The sequence below is a fragment of the Microtetraspora sp. NBRC 16547 genome, assembly GCF_030268965.1.
GTDB lineage: Bacteria > Actinomycetota > Actinomycetes > Streptosporangiales > Streptosporangiaceae > Microtetraspora.
Genome location: NZ_BSSE01000020.1, coordinates 53,234 through 68,045, shown reverse-complemented (window position 1 = coordinate 68,045; position 14,812 = coordinate 53,234). Strand labels below are relative to the sequence as shown.

The 14,812-nt window shown below is 71.8% G+C and carries 12 protein-coding genes and 1 pseudogene; 5 read left to right on the top strand and 8 right to left on the bottom strand.

Annotated features, from left to right (window positions below):
* Positions 1-58 precede the first annotated feature (58 nt).
* From QSK17_RS24735 to QSK17_RS24720, 4 genes are all read right to left on the bottom strand, one after another.
* Positions 59-1,159: an ABC transporter ATP-binding protein gene (locus QSK17_RS24735; RefSeq protein ID WP_285707612.1), complete on the bottom strand. Its 1,101-nt coding sequence runs from the start codon at positions 1,157-1,159 to the stop codon at positions 59-61.
* Positions 1,156-2,013 carry an ABC transporter permease gene (locus QSK17_RS24730; RefSeq protein WP_285707610.1) on the bottom strand — a complete coding sequence of 286 codons (858 nt, stop codon included), beginning with the start codon at positions 2,011-2,013 and terminating at the stop codon, positions 1,156-1,158. The genes QSK17_RS24735 and QSK17_RS24730 overlap by 4 nt, the downstream gene beginning before the upstream one ends.
* Positions 2,001-2,786, bottom strand: a complete 786-nt coding sequence (locus QSK17_RS24725) for an ABC transporter permease (protein WP_285707609.1) — start codon at positions 2,784-2,786, stop codon at positions 2,001-2,003. Before QSK17_RS24725 ends, QSK17_RS24730 begins: the two co-directional genes overlap by 13 nt.
* A 74-nt stretch (positions 2,787-2,860) precedes the next feature.
* Positions 2,861-4,006, bottom strand: coding sequence for an ABC transporter substrate-binding protein (locus tag QSK17_RS24720; protein WP_285707607.1), 1,146 nt, complete (start codon positions 4,004-4,006; stop codon positions 2,861-2,863).
* 244 nt (positions 4,007-4,250) lie between these two features.
* On the opposite strand from QSK17_RS24720, the gene QSK17_RS24715 reads away from it, so the two are divergent.
* A complete protein-coding gene (locus QSK17_RS24715; RefSeq protein WP_285707605.1) occupies positions 4,251-4,517 on the top strand; it encodes a DUF6504 family protein in 267 nt (88 codons plus the stop codon).
* On the top strand, positions 4,517-8,257 hold the full coding sequence (locus QSK17_RS24710) for a DNA polymerase III subunit alpha (RefSeq protein ID WP_285707604.1): 3,741 nt from the start codon (positions 4,517-4,519) through the stop codon (positions 8,255-8,257). The genes QSK17_RS24715 and QSK17_RS24710 overlap by 1 nt, the downstream gene beginning before the upstream one ends.
* 59 nt (positions 8,258-8,316) lie before the next feature.
* Here QSK17_RS24710 and QSK17_RS36465 read toward each other — a convergent pair.
* From QSK17_RS36465 to QSK17_RS24695, 3 genes and pseudogenes are all read right to left on the bottom strand, one after another.
* A pseudogene (locus QSK17_RS36465) lies at positions 8,317-8,805 on the bottom strand (DUF4328 domain-containing protein); the annotation flags it as partial.
* A 293-nt stretch (positions 8,806-9,098) separates the two neighbouring features.
* On the bottom strand, positions 9,099-10,112 hold the full coding sequence (locus tag QSK17_RS24700) for an LLM class F420-dependent oxidoreductase (RefSeq protein WP_285707603.1): 1,014 nt from the start codon (positions 10,110-10,112) through the stop codon (positions 9,099-9,101).
* Between the two features lie 50 nt (positions 10,113-10,162).
* Entirely contained in the window at positions 10,163-10,876 is a 714-nt protein-coding gene (locus QSK17_RS24695; protein WP_285707602.1) for a FadR/GntR family transcriptional regulator, read from the bottom strand.
* Between the two features lie 71 nt (positions 10,877-10,947).
* Between QSK17_RS24695 and QSK17_RS24690 the strand changes: the two genes are divergently transcribed.
* Genes QSK17_RS24690 through QSK17_RS24680 form a run of 3 tightly spaced genes read left to right on the top strand, consistent with a single transcriptional unit; the run spans position 10,948 to position 13,747 of the window.
* Positions 10,948-11,664, top strand: a complete 717-nt coding sequence (locus tag QSK17_RS24690) for a (Fe-S)-binding protein (RefSeq protein ID WP_285707694.1) — start codon at positions 10,948-10,950, stop codon at positions 11,662-11,664.
* Complete coding sequence (locus tag QSK17_RS24685; protein WP_285707601.1) at positions 11,661-13,085, top strand: lactate utilization protein B; 1,425 nt, start codon at positions 11,661-11,663, stop codon at positions 13,083-13,085. Before QSK17_RS24690 ends, QSK17_RS24685 begins: the two co-directional genes overlap by 4 nt.
* Positions 13,082-13,747 (top strand): LutC/YkgG family protein, encoded by a 666-nt coding sequence (locus QSK17_RS24680; RefSeq protein ID WP_285707600.1) that lies wholly within the window; start codon positions 13,082-13,084, stop codon positions 13,745-13,747. Before QSK17_RS24685 ends, QSK17_RS24680 begins: the two co-directional genes overlap by 4 nt.
* Here the strand turns inward: QSK17_RS24680 and QSK17_RS24675 are convergent.
* Positions 13,737-14,804: a baeRF2 domain-containing protein gene (locus QSK17_RS24675; RefSeq protein WP_285707599.1), complete on the bottom strand. Its 1,068-nt coding sequence runs from the start codon at positions 14,802-14,804 to the stop codon at positions 13,737-13,739. The two genes, QSK17_RS24680 and QSK17_RS24675, sit on opposite strands and share 11 nt — an antisense overlap.
* Positions 14,805-14,812 lie beyond the last annotated feature (8 nt).

Genomic DNA, 14,812 nt, shown 5'->3' with positions numbered 1-14,812 from the left:
CGAGACTTCCCTTGCTCGTGCCCAACCCTCGCGCGGTCACCCCTTGTTCCCGGCCGCGTCACGCGCCGGCTGAGACCCGAGGTTCCGACACCAGGACCGGGCGGTCGACCAAGGTGACGGACACCCGCACACCTGGCGCGAGCCGTACGGAGTCGTGGCCGGGGACGTCGGCCAGCAGCTCCGAGCCGTCGGCGAGCTCCACGCGCAGCCGGGCGGTCGAGCCCCGGAACGAGGAGGCGACGACCGTGGCCGTCCCGTCGGACGCGGGGGTGAGGATCACGGCCTCGGGCCGGACCAGCACGTCGACGTTCCCGTGGACGGCGGGCCCGTCGACGGGCAGCGCCCGGCCGAGCACGGTGACCCGGTCGCCGGAGGCGGTCCCGGGGATGTGGTTCATCGTCCCGACGAACTCCGCGACGAACGGCGTGGCCGGCCGGTCGTACAGCGTCGCCGGGTCCGTGACCTGCTCCAGGCGGCCCGCACGGAGCACGGCCACCCGGTCGGCGATCGACAGCGCCTCCTCCTGGTCGTGCGTCACGAAGATCGTCGTGATGCCGAGGGAGAGCTGGAGCCGCCGGATCTCCTCGCGGAGCGTGACCCGTACCTTGGCGTCCAGGGCGGACAGCGGCTCGTCGAGCAGCAGCACCCGGGGCTCGAGCGCCAGCGCCCGGGCCAGCGCCACGCGCTGCTGCTGCCCGCCGGAGAGCTGGTGCGGGTACCGCTCGCCCACCGAGGGGAGGCCGACCAGCTCCAGCAACTCCTGCGCCCGGGCGTGCCGTTTCGCCGCCGCGACCTTGCGTACCCGGAGGCCGAAGGCCACGTTGTCCCGGGCGTTGAGGTTCGGGAAGAGGCTGTAGGACTGGAAGACCATCCCGGCGTCGCGCCGGTTGGCGGGCACGCCGGTGATGTCCCGGCCGTCCACGAGGACCGCGCCCTCGTCGGGGTGCTCGAAGCCGGCCACGCAGCGCAGCGCGGTGGTCTTGCCGCATCCGGACGGGCCGAGCAGGGCGAGCAGTTCGCCCGGCTCGACGGTCAGGTCCAGCCCGTCGAGGGCGACGGTGTCGCCGAAGCGCCGGTACAGCCCGCGGAACTCCACCCTCGCCCCGGCGGCGGCCCCGGTCGTGACGTCCCCGGCGGCCCCGGTGGTGGGCGCGGTCATGAGCGATTCCTTCCTGCGACGGAGACGGCGAGCAGCACCAGCCAGGTGAGCAGCAGACTGAACAGCGAGACGGCCACGGACACCTGGGCCTGCGAGCCGGAGATGTAGACGATCCACACCGGGAACGGCTGGAAGCTGAGCAGGCGCGCGACGGTGAACTCCCCGAGCACCAGCGCCAGCGTGAGGAACGACGCGCTGGCCAGGGCCGAGCGCAGGTTCGGGACGATCACCCGGAACACGACGTGCGGCCACGAGGCCCCGCAGTTCCGCGCCGCCTCCACCAGGGTGGGCACGTCGATCGCGCGCAGGCCGGCGTCCAGGGACCGGTGGGCGAACGGCAGCGCCAGCACCACGTAGGCGAGCACCAGCACCACCGGGAAATCGGGGTTCTGCATGGCGATGATCGTCTGGTAGAAGGGCGTCCTGGCCAGGTACTCCGGCCCGAACCGCAGTACGGTGCTGATCCCCGCGACGAACGTGATCGGCGGCACCACCAGCGGCAGCGTGCACACCACCTCGAGGACCGGCCGCAGCCGCGGCGCGCCCAGCCGTACGGCCAGCATGGCCGGCAGGGTGAGCAGCAGGACGACCACGATGGTCGCCGCCGCCAGGCCCAGGGACAGCAGCAGGCTGGACCCGAAGCCGGGGGCGGAGAAGATCTGACCGTAGGCGTCGGCGCTGAAGCCCTGGGGATCGTCCACCGTGAACCAGAACGAGGCGGCCATCGGCACCAGGAAGTACAGCGCCGCGAGCGACAGCACGACCACGCGCCAGACTCGCGGCCTCCCCTTGCGCCCGCGGCCGGAGGAGGCGGGCGCGTCCCCTGGAAGCGGGGCCGGTGTCAGCGCAGCCATCGGGCGCTCCTCCGTTGCAGCGGCAGGTAGACCGCCATGACCAGCCCGGCCACCACGATCATGTCGAGGCTCAGCGCGAGCGCCACGTTCTCGTGGCCGATCAGCACGTTGCCGGTCAGCGCGTTGGCGATCTGGAGGGTGACCAGCGGCACCGTGGTCCCCACCATCGCCGCGGCCGTGGCGTAGGCGGCGAAGGCGCTGCCGAACAGCAGCACCACTCCGCCGAGCAACGACGGCGTGAGCACGGGGACGCCCACGTACCGCCAGAACTGCCAGGCCGAGGCGCCGTTGTTCAGCGCCGCCTCGCGCCACTGCGGCCGCAGGCCGTCCAGCGCCGGCGTGATGACGAGAACCATCAGCGGGACGGAGAAGTACAGGTAGACCAGGGTGAGACCCCAGAAGTTGTAGAGGCTCCACCCGTGCTCGCCGAGTCCCAGGACGCGGGTGACGACGCCGGAGTTGCCGAGCGTGGCGATCCAGGCGAACGCCAGCGGCACCCCGCCGAAGTTCGCCAGCACGCCCGACGCCGTGAGGACGGCCTCGCGCAGCCGCGAGGCGACGATGGCCTGGGCGAGGAACGTGCCGATGACCGTGCCGAGCCCCGCGACCGTCGCCGACAGCTTCACGCTGCCGATCAGCGCGGTGAGGTAGGCGCCCTGCAGCGACTCGGCCAGGTTCTCCCCGGTGATCTGTCCCTGGCGGACGAACGTGCCGCCGAGCAGCACGACCAGCGGGGCGCCGAAGACGATCGCGACGAACGCCAGCAGCGGCACCGTCGCGATCCATCCTCTCGATCTCCTGCGGCTCCGGCCCGGCGCCGGGGCGGAAGCCGTACCCGCGGGACGGCTCATCCGGAGACCGCGGCGCCCCAGCCGGTGGCGAGGGTCTCCTTGGCCTTGTTGATCTGAGCCTCGGTCGGGAACGTGGGCGTGCCCTCCACCGCCGGGAGCTTGGCCACCACGGAAGCGTCGGCCGTGCCGTCGGCCTGCATCGCGGGCAGCAGGACCGCGCGGGCGTAGCCCTTGAGCCAGAGGTTCTGGCCCTCGGTGCTGAAGAGGAACTCCTGCCACAGGCGGGCGGCCGCCGGGTGCGGAGCCTCCTTGTTGATCGCCTGGGCGTAGAACTGGGAGTACTTGCCGTCGCTCGGGACGACGACCTTCCAGTCCACGCCCTTGGTCGCGAACTCGTCGGCGTACCCGGCGTTGAGGTAGTCCCAGTCGATGCTGATCGGCGTCTCGCCGTTCTCGACGGTCGCCGGGGTGGACTCGACGGGGTTGAAGTTACCGGCGGCCTTGAGCTTCTTGAAGAACTCCATCCCGGGCTGGATGTCGTCGAACGAGCCGCCGTTGCCCAGGGACGCGGCGTAGACGCCGCCGAAGGCCGCGCCCGCCTTGGTCGGGTCGCCGTTCAGCGCGACCTTGCCCTTGTACTCGGGCTTGAGCAGGTCGGCCCACGTCTGCGGGCAGGTGGTGACCCTCTTCGCGTCGCAGCCGATCGACACGTAGCCGCCGTAGTCGTTGACCCAGGTGCCGTTCGGGTCCTTCTGCCCGTCGGGGATCTTGTCCCAGGCCTCGACCTTGTACGGCGCGAACAGGCCCTCCTGCGCGCCGCTGAGCGCGAACGACTGGCCGAGGTCGAGCACGTCGGGGGCGCGGTCCTGGCCCTTGAGCGTCTTCACCGCGTTGATCTCGTCGGCGCTGGCGCCGTCGGGGTTGTCGCTGGTGATCGTGATGCCGTACTTCGTCGCGAAGGTGTCGAGGAGCTCTCCGTAGTTCGCCCAGTCGCGGGGAAGCGCGATGACGTTGAGCTTGCCTTCCTTCTTGGCGGCCTCCACCAGCTTGTCCATCCCGCCGAAGTCGGCGGCGGAGGTGGCGGTCTTCGCGTCGGCCCCTCCGGAGCCGGCCGCGCTCTCGGTGGGTGCGGCTCCGCAGGCCGCGCTCAATGGGATGGCTATGGTCAGGGCGGCCACGAGGCCCGCGATGCGCGCAGACACGCTTTTGTCTCCCACTGTCGTACGTGGATCGAACGTAGGCGAACTCAATGCAACAAACCAGACCTAGTTAGCCCTGGGCAGATTGCGCTTTGGTGAACGGAAGGGCCCGGGACGGTGGCCCTTTGTGAACGGATCCCGGCCCGGTTCCGGACCGAGTTGCGGTCGATCTTCTGAGAACATATGTTCGAAGTAGCACGTAGCGCCCGCCTTCCCCCGGGTGCCGACCATGGGGGGAAGATCCGTCTTGAGCAGACTTTACGGCGATCCGATCGAGGTGTGGATCCGGGACGACCGGCCCGCCCAGTTCGTCTGGCGTGACCGGCTCTACGCGATCCGCCAGGTCCAGGATCACTGGGTGGTGGCCCGCGAGTGGTGGAAGACCTCCGACACCGACCCGGGCGAGCGGCGGTTCTGGCGGGTCGAGGCCGGAGCGAACACCGGCGTCGGCACCTACGAGCTGCGTTTCGACACCGCGAGCGGCGGCTGGCTGCTGCTGAGGGCGTGGGACTGATGGCTCCCTTCGTCCACCTCCACGTGGCCTCCGCCTACTCCCTCCGGTACGGCACGGCCTTCCCGCCCGCGCTGGTCGCGCGCGCGGCCGCCCAGGGCATGGACGCGCTCGCGCTGACCGACCGCGACGGCCTTTACGGAGCGATCAAGCACATCCGGGCATGTCACGCCGAGGGCCTCGCCCCCATCGCCGGCGTCGATCTGGTCCTCGGCCCCCGGAGTGAGCACGAGGGCCGCCACGGCAGGCACGAGAGTCGCCAGGGTGGGAACGAGGGCCTCCCGGGCATGGACGAGCGGCGGATCGTCGTCCTGGCCCGCGCGGACGGCTGGGCCCACCTGTGCCGCCTCGTCACCGCCGCCCACCACGTGGGTGAGCGCGGCGAGCCGTACGTGACCCGCGAGATGCTCGCCGAGCACGCCCGCGGTCCCTCGGGCGACGCCCGGCTGACGGTGCTGCTCGGACCCAGGTCCGACCTTGGCCACGCGGCGGCCGGGCACCGCGACGAGGAGGCCAGGGCGCTGCTGGCCGCCTGGCGCGCGGCGGTGCCCGACGTCGTGGTCGAGGTGACCGACCACTACGGCTACCGCGACGCGAACACCGCTGCCCGGATGCTCGGCCTCGCCGACTCGGTGGGCGTCCCCGCCGTGCTGACCAACGCGGTGCGCCACCTCGACACCTCCGACCACCAGGTCGGCAACGTGCTGGACGCCGCGCGACGGCTCGCGCCGCTGCACGTCCGGCACCTTGAGCCCTCCACGCAGGCGTATCTCAAGAGCGGCGAGGAGATGGGCTCGGTGGCGGCCCGGGTCTGCGGCGGTGACCGAAGCCGGATGGCCCGCCTCCTGGAGGAGACGCGTCACGTCGCGGAGAGATGCGTGCTTGACGCGGTCGAGATCGTCCCGCTCCTGTCCGACCCTCCGGGTGCGCTGCACCTGCCGGAGATCGGCGGCGATCCGGTCCCGATGCTGCGGGACCGCTGCGACGACGGGTTGCGCCGCCGGGGCATGGAACGTTCGAAGGAGGCCAGGGAACGGCTCGCCGCCGAGCTGGACATCATCGAGAGGAAGCGGCTGTCCGGCTACTTCGTCGCGGTGGCCGGCATCACCGACATGATCCGCGCCATGGGCGTGCGCTGCGCGATCCGCGGCTCAGGCGCGGGCAGCCTGGTCAACTACCTCGCCGGCATCGGCGAGGTGAACCCGCTCGAACACGGCCTGCTGATGGAGCGCTTCCTGTCCGAGGGCCGCCACGGACTGCCGGACATCGACGTGGACGTCGAGTCCGCGCGCCGGCTCGACTGCTACCGCGCCATCCTCGGCCGGTACGGCGAGGCCCGGGTGGCCTGCGTCTCCATGATGGAGACCTATCGCGCCCGCAGCGCGATCAGGGACGTCGGCTCGGCCATGGGGCTGCCCCCGCACGAGATCGACGCCATCGCGAAGGCGTTCCCGCACATCCGCGCCAAGCAGATCCGGGCCGCGCTGGCCGACCTGCCCGAGCTGCGCGACAGCGGGCTGAACGACCGGTCGCTGGAGACGGTGTTCCGGCTGGCCGAGAAGCTCGACGGGCTGCCCCGGCACATTGCGCTGCATCCGTGCGGCGTGCTGGTCGGCAACGCGGCGCTGCGCGACCGCACGCCGGTGGAACGCAGCCTGCTCGACTTCCCGATGTCGCAGTTCGACAAGGACGACGTCGAGGAGGCGGGCCTGCTCAAGCTGGACGTGCTCGGCGTGCGGATGCAGTCCGCGATGGCCCACGCGCTGGACGAGATCGAGCGGGTCGACGGCGTGCGGATCGCCCTGGACGCCGTCCCGCGCGACGACGTGGACACCTACGACATGATCTGCTCCGGTCGCACGATCGGCTGCTTCCAGATCGAGTCGCCCGGCCAGCGGGAGCTGGTCGCCAAGCTGGAGCCCCGCACGATGCACGACCTGATCGTGGACATCTCGCTGTTCCGGCCGGGTCCGGTCAACTCCGACATGGTCACGCCGTACCTCGAGGCCAGGCACGGCTTCCGGCGGCCGTCGTACCCCCATGAGGACCTGCGCGAGTCGCTACGGGAGACCCACGGCGTGGTCGTCTTCCACGAGCAGGTCCTGAAGGTCATCGACGTCATGACCGGATGCGGGCTGTCGGAGGCGGAGAAGGCCCGCCGCGCGCTGGACACCCCGCAGGGCAGGGGGGCGGTCCGCGACTGGTTCGTGCCGCTGGCCGAGGAACGGGGCTTCGGCCCCGCCACGGTGGAGAAGGCGTGGAAGATCCTCGACGCGTTCGGCGCGTTCGGGTTCTGCAAGGCGCACGCGGCGGCGTTCGCGCTGCCCACCTACCAGTCGGCGTGGTTGAAGCGGCACCACGCGGCCGCCTTCTTCGCGGGCGTGCTCACCCACGAGCCGGGCATGTACCCGAGCCGCGTGATCCTCGACGAGGCCCGGCGATGCGGCGTCGACATCCTGGCCCTGGACGTTAACCACTCCGGCAGGGACTGGCGGGTCGAGAAGACCGGCGGCGAGCCGGCCGGGCCGCCTCCCGAAGAGCCGTACGGCGAGGCGGCGGCGACAGGGGAGTCGACGGGGGAGTCGACGGAGGAGCTGACGGGGGAGTCGCTGACCCTCCGCGTCCGGCCCGGCGACCTGGGCCCGCGGCGGCAGGACGTCGATCTCGGCGGTGGCGTCGACAGTGGTGTCGACGGCGGACCTGACAGGGAGACCGGAGGGTTCGGCCGTGGGTACGGCCTGCGCGTGCCGTTCTCCGCGGTGCGGGGGGCCAGCGAGGCCGAGGTCGCCCGGATGGTCGCCGGCCAGCCGTACACCTCGATGGCCGACTTCTGGGAGCGGGCCCGCCCGTCACGGCCCGTCGCCGAGCGGATCGTGGAGGTCGGCGGCCTCGACGCCATGTACGGCCTGCACCCCGGCGGCCCCCGATGGCGGCCGGGCAGGCTGACCCGGCGTGACCTGATCGCCCAGGTCGGGGCGCTCGACCGCTCCTCGGCGGCCGGCGTGGCGGCCGGGAGGGACGCGACGGCCGTGCAGCTCCCGATGGGGTTCACCGAGCGGGTCACTCCCGGCGAGCTGCCGGAGATGACCGAGGCGGAGGTGGTCGAGGCGGAGCTCGCCGTCCTCGGCATGGACGTCAGCCGGCATGTGATCGGCTTCCACGACGAGCTGCTCGACGCGATCGGCGTCGTCCGGTCGAAGGACCTGCTGCGGCAGCGGAACGGTGCGGAGATCCTGGTCGCCGGGGTCAAGGTGGCCACCCAGACGCCCGCCGTGCGCTCGGGCCAGCGGGTCATCTTCCTCACCCTCGACGACTCCACCGGCCCGATCGACCTGACGTTCTTCGAGTCGGTTCAGGCGCACACGGCGGCGACCGTGTTCGGGTCCTGGCTGCTGGTCGCGAGGGGCGTGGTCCGGCGCACCGGCGCGCGTGCCGTCTCGCTGCGCGCCCTGCACTGCTGGAACCTCGTCGATCTCGACGAGCTGTGGCGGGCCCCGGCGCCCCACGGAGGCATCGACGCCGTACGCGCCCGGCTGGAGGAGAGGCCCGAGCCCGGCGGCGGCGTGGGCGGGCGCTCCATCGAGTACGACAACGGCTACCGGCTCTCGCCCTACTCCGATATCGGGCCGACCCCGGGCGTGCGCGACGCCGCGGCCTTCCTGGCCCATCCGGCCGAGCCCCAGCGGCGGGTCTGGCACGCGAGCTCCGGCAGCTCCGGGCCCACTCGCACGCGTACGCGGTGACGGCCCGCGTCGGCCTGCGCGGCGGGCGCCCTGACGCTGCGGAACCCCGTGATCCGATGGACGGTGGCGGCGCACAGCGCGGCGGCGACCGCCGCGGTCACCAGTTCGAGCAGTCCCGCGCCCGTCAGGTCGGCCGAGCTGTGCGTCCGCGGCAGCCGCACCAGCACCAGCCAGATCAGCGCCAGCCAGCTCAGCCACCAGCCGATGAGGAGCGGCAGCCAGCGGGACCGGGTGCCCCGGCCGTGCGCCGCCTCCCGCCAAGCGCGGTCGGCGATGATCGGCGGCACCACGAGGTTCACCCCCGGCAGCAGCCAGGCGCCGACCGCGTAGAGGCCGGAGGAGTCCGGGCGCACCCGCCGCAGCCAGCTCAGATAGGCCACCGCGGCGGTGATCGTGGCCGCGGCCAGCAGCAGCATCAGAAGCGCGAACACGGTCACGGCCCCGACCACCTCACGGGCGGCCGGATCATGCGGATCCCCGCCGAACGCGGCGATCTCCCTGATCAGCCGCCGCCCGCGCACGTGCTCGAAGACGACGAGCGCGGCCATCGAGGCGACCTGGGTGCCGAGGCTCGCGTAGACCGCCACGGCCGACCGGCTCACTTCTGACGAGGCGGACCGCATGTGTTTCTCCCCCCGGCCTCCGTGTCACTTGCCTCTCTCGTATCCCATTGGTACCTGGGCTAATCGGTGGAGGTTCGATGCCCGTCGCGGGCCATAGAAAGGTTTGGCACGCGCTTCCCGCCACTTTGGCCGGGCGATCGATCGCCGCTGGTGAAGAGCGGTCTGAAGGGTGGTGCGACAAGTGACCGGCGGAGCCGGTTGAGGGGCCTTCCCGAGGACTATTCGAGAACGAGGTCGCGGACTGTCCGCAGCGTCTCCTCGTCACGCGGGCCCATCACGAGCAGGTTCGTCACCGGGCTCGCGCGCCACGGTTCCAGCCGCTCGCGGATCCGTCCGGGCGGTCCGACGAGGGAGATGCCGTCGGCCAGCTCGTCCGGGATCGCGGCGAACGCCGCGTCCTTGCGCCCGGCGAGATAGAGCGCCTGGATGCGCTCCGCCGCCTCGGCGTATCCCATGCGGCCGATGATGTCCGCGTGGAAGTTGCGCGTCTTCGCGCCCATGCCCCCGATGTACAGCGTGAGCATCATCTTGACGCCGTCCAGGGCGGCCCTGACGTCGTCGGTGACCATGACCATGACCATGGCCGCGACGTCGAACCCCGGCCGGGCCCCCGCGAGTGCCGTGCCGTACATCGTTCCGATCTTCTCGGGGAAGGCGAACAGCGGCAGCCACCCCTGGGCGATCTCGGCGGCGAGGGCGACGTTCTTCGGGCCCTCCGCGCCCAGATAGACCGGGATGTCGTCGCGGAGCGGTCGCGTGATCAGCTTCAGCGGTTTGCCCAGGCCGCCGGGCAGCGGCAGCGGATAGTGCGGCCCGTCATTGATAACGGGTTCTTCCCGGCGCCACATCTTGCGCATGATCTCGACGTACTCGCGCGTCCTGGCCAGCGGCCGGGCGAACGGCCGGCCGTACCAGCCCTCGACGACCTGCGGCCCGGACGCGCCGATGCCGAGGAGCAGCCGGCCGCCGGTGAGGTGGTCCAGCGTCATCGCGGTCATCGCGGTGGCCGCCGGGGTGCGCGCGGAGATCTGCGCCACGCTCGTTCCGAGCTTGATTCTGCTGGTCCGCGCGCCATACCAGGCGAGCGGGGTGAACGCGTCGCTTCCGTACGCCTCGGCCGTCCACACCGAGTCGTAGCCCAGGCGCTCGGCCGCCTGGACGAGCACGGTCGCGTCGTCGGCGCTCCGCTGCCAGTAACCAAGATTCAGTCCAAGCCTCAGGTCCTCGGCCACCTGATCCTCCTCGATCACGTCGTGCGCGTGGAACCTGATTAGAACACGTTCTACCCCGGATAGGCACGGGCCAGATGCTCGGTGACCGCGGCGACGGAGGCGGCGGCGTCGCCCTCCGTGACGGCGGAGTGGATGCGCCGGTGGTCCGCCTGCAGGTCCGCGGTGTCGCCGAGGCGGAGCACCGCGTCGATCGCGTAGCGCCGTACCGCGTCGCGCAGCGCCCGCATGATCGCGGAGGTGAGCCGGTTGCCCGACGCCGCGGCGATCGCCATGTGGAAGGCGATGTCGTGCTCGACGAACTCCTCCGGGGTGGTGGCGGCGTCCATGGCGGCGATGGCGCGGGCCATCTCGTCGAGCGCGCCCTCTCCGTCGCGCGCCGCGTGGGCGACCGCCCACTGCTCGATCATCAGGCGGGTGTCCACGACCTCGCGCATGGAGAGCGTGGACAGGCCGAGGTTGAGGCGGAGCAGGTCGGTCAGTGCGCTGTCCGGTCGCGAGGTCAGCACCGCCCCCGCGTCCGGGCCCCGGCCGACCTGGGACGACACCACGCCGAGGGTCGCGAGCGCGCGGAGGGCCTCGCGGACCGACGATCGGCTCACCTGGAGTTGCTCGGCGAGCTGGCGCTCACCCGGCAGCCGGTCGCCGACGGTGAGCCCGTCGGCGGTGATCCGCTCCTCGATCCGGTTCAGGACCTCCTCGTAGGCCCGCGTCCGGGGCCCCACCGGCCCGCGCCGGAACTCCTGGGAACGATCGACGCCGCTCAAAGTCCGTCCTCCTTGTGACCGGGTGTATGGTCAGACCATATTTGGTCAGACCATACATGCGGGAGCCGTACGTGCGGGTCGCCCTCTTCATCACCTGCGTCAACGACACGCTCTTCCCCGGCACGGGGAAGGCGACGGTGACGCTGCTCCGCCGTCTCGGCGTCGACGTCGCCTTCCCCCGGGCGCAGACCTGCTGCGGGCAGATGCACGTCAACACCGGCTATCGCGAGGAGGGCGTACGGCTCGCGCGCCACTTCGCGGACGTCTTCGCCGGGTACGACGCGGTGGTCGTGCCCTCGGGTTCATGCGGGGCCATGGTGCGCGAGCAGTATCCGAGGCTGGCACCCGCCGCCACCGGCGAGGTGGTGCCCAAGGTCTACGAGCTCTCCGAGTTTCTGATCGACGTGCTCGGCGTGACCGACGTGGGGGCGTACTTCCCGCACCGGGTGACCTACCACCCCACCTGCCACTCCCTGCGCGGGCTGCATCTCGGGGACCGGCCGCTGCGGCTGCTGCGGAACGTCCGGGGCCTGGAGCTCGTGCCGCTGCCCGGCGCCGAGGAATGCTGCGGCTTCGGTGGCACCTTCGCCGTGAAAAATCCCGACATATCCGCCGCGATGTGTGCTGACAAAGTCGGAAATGTCATGTCCACGGGAGCGGAAGTCCTGTGCGCCGCCGACAACTCCTGCCTGATGCACATCGGGGGAACGCTCACCCGCCAGAAGACCGGAGTCAAGATCATGCATCTGGCCGAGATCCTCGCCGCGACGGAGGTGGCCGAGCCGTGAGCCGCACCTTCCTCGGCATGCCCGCCCGGGCGCTCGAACAGAGCTTCCCCTCCAACGCGGCGAAGGCCGTTCGCGACTCGCAGCTGCGGTTCAACCTGCGCAAGGCGACGCACACCATCCGCGACAAGCGGGCGAGCGTGGTCGGCGAGCTGCCCGACTGGGAGGAGCTCCGACAGGCGGGCAAGGCCATCAAGGACCACACCCTCCGCAACCTGGACCGCTACCTCATCCAGCTCGAGGAGGCGGTCACCGCCGCGGGCGGCCGCGTCCACTGGGCCAGGGACGCCGATGAGGCCAACCGGATCGTCGCCGGCCTGGTCAAGGCCACCGGCGAGACCGAGGTGGTCAAGGTCAAGTCGATGGCCACCCAGGAGATCGGGCTGAACGACGCCCTCGCCGCCGAGGGCGTCACCGCGTACGAGACCGACCTGGCCGAACTGATCGTCCAGCTCGGCGACGACTGGCCCTCGCACATCCTGGTCCCGGCGATCCACCGGAGCCGCGCGGAGATCCGCGAGATCTTCCTGGAGCGGATGGGCGAGTGGGGCCGGGCGGCGCCGGAGGACCTCACCGACGATCCCCGCGCGCTCGCCGAGGCGGCCCGGCTCCACCTCAGGGAACGCTTCCTCTCCACCAAGGTCGCGATCTCCGGGGCGAACTTCATGATCGCCGAGTCCGGGACCCTGGTGGTCCTGGAGTCCGAGGGCAACGGACGGATGTGCCTCACCCTGCCCCGGACGCTGATCAGCGTCGTCGGCATCGAGAAGGTCCTGCCGACCTGGCGCGACCTGGAGGTCTTCCTCCAGCTCCTGCCCAGGAGCTCGACAGGGGAGCGGATGAACCCCTACACCTCCACCTGGACCGGCGCGACGGAGGGCCAGGACTTCCACCTCGTGCTCCTCGACAACGGCCGCACCGACGTCCTCGCCGACGAGGTCGGACGCCAGGCGCTGCGCTGCATCCGCTGCTCCGCCTGCCTCAACGTGTGCCCGGTCTACGAGCGCGCGGGCGGCCACGCGTACGGATCCGTCTATCCCGGGCCGATCGGGGCGATCCTCACCCCGCAGCTCCGCGGACTCGGCTCCGAACTGGACCGCTCGCTTCCGTACGCGTCGTCGCTGTGCGGAGCCTGCTACGAGGTGTGCCCGGTGGCCATCGACATCCCGCAGGTGCTGGTCGACCTGCGCGCCAAGGCCCGCCACCCGCGTGCCGAGCGCCTCGGCATGGCCGCCGCCGGCTGGATCTTCAACCGGCCCGGACGGTTGGCGCGGGCCCAGCGGGCCGGCGGGAGGCTGCGCCGGTTCGTGCCCAAGCGCCTGCCCGGCCCGATGTCCGCGTGGACCGACACCCGCGACATCCCGGATATCCCCCGTGAATCGTTCCGCGACTGGTGGGACCGTACCGGCGGAGGCAGCCGATGAACTCGCGCGACATGATCCTCGCCCGCGTCCGCGGCGCCGTCGCGGGCGCGCCCGACGTCGAGGTGCCGCGCGCCTACCGCGGCGCGGCCGGTGTCACGGCCGGTGTCACGCCCCGTGACACGGGCGGTGACACAGGGCCGAACGCCGACGAGCGCCTGATCGATCTGTTCGCCGAGCGGCTGCGCGACTACCGCGCGATCGTCCACGTGGTCGCCGAGGCCGAGGTCGCCTCCGTTGTCGCGGAGGCGCTCGGGCGCCGGGAGATCCGACGCCTCGTCGTGCCGGAGGGCCTCCCGGCGGCCTGGCTGGATCGGGGGCCGTACGACACGGTGGGCGACGACCCGGAGCTGAGCGCGGCCGACCTCGACGGCACGGACGGTGTGATCACGGGGTGCGCCGTGGCGATCGCCGAGACCGGCACGATCGTCCTCGACGCCGGTCCCGGCCAGGGACGACGGGCGCTGACGCTGCTCCCGGACTATCACCTGTGCGTGGTGCGCGCCGGCCAGCTCGTGTCCGGAGTGCCGGACGCCGTCGCCCGCCTCGCCCCCGAAAGGCCGCTGACCTGGATCAGCGGCCCGTCGGCGACCAGCGACATCGAGCTCAACCGGGTCGAGGGCGTGCACGGCCCCCGGACCCTCGAAGTTGTGATCAGTACCTGAGCACCGCGCCGACCCCGTCGGGAGAGTCGAGCTCCGCCGCGAACCAGAGGTCGGCGTCGGTCATGGCGGCGGCGCGGGCCAGCGCGGCGTCGGCCCGTTCTTCCATGGGCAGATCCACGCCCAGGTCGCTCAGCTCGCCGGGGTCGATCGCGAGCTGGGTTCCCTCCGGGCCGATCCACATCGTGGCGTCGGCGGACGGGTCGTCCCGCAGCAGCAGCGTCCGCACGCGCGCGTCGCGCAGCGCCCGCGCGGTGTCGGCCAGCCCGGTCGCGTACGGCCCCGCGCTGTACGCGCCGAGTAACTCGGCGCGTCGCTTCCTCACCCAGGCGTCGATGGCCCTGTCCACCTCCGCCTGGAACGACTCGCCGGCGGCCCCCGGAGCGCGGCGGCCGCGCTCGGCCACCACGACGCGCGCGGCCGTTTCCTTGCTGAGCGCTTCCATGATCATGTGGCGGGTCTGCGGCTCGCCCGCCAACACGATGACCTCGGCGCCTATCCCGTGCGCCTCCTTGTCGATCATCTCGGCGGTCGCGACCGCGTTGCGCCGCCACGTCTCCTCGGCGTCCCGGTCGTACCGGGTCTGCGACCATCCACCCTGGCCGGTCTTCTGGATGGGCCAGTCGGCGGCCCCGACCGAAAGCTCGCGTCTCCGCCCGCCGCAGGAGACGATCATGTCCGCGCCCGCGTGGTCGGCCAGCACCTGGAGGTGCGGCACGGCCTCCCCGCGCTGGGCCAGCATCGGCACCACATGAGGCAGCGGCGACCATCGGGCGATCTCGCGCGGTGGCGGCGCGGCCAGGGGCTCGGTCAGCGCGACGGACGCGCCCTCCGCGAACACGGCCCGCCCGGGCGCGGCCTCCACCGGATTGTTGACCAGCTCGCCGGCGGCCCCGCGGAGCGTGGACGGGGCTCCCTCCTTCGTCAGTTCCTCAGCGATCCGCCGCCAGCGCAGCTCGACCGCGTTCACCGCGTCCTCGGTGGTACGGGCGGTGTCCATATAGACCGAGACGAAAGGTCCCCGGCGCTCGTACAGATGACGGACTGAGTCCAGTCTCACGGGGTCTC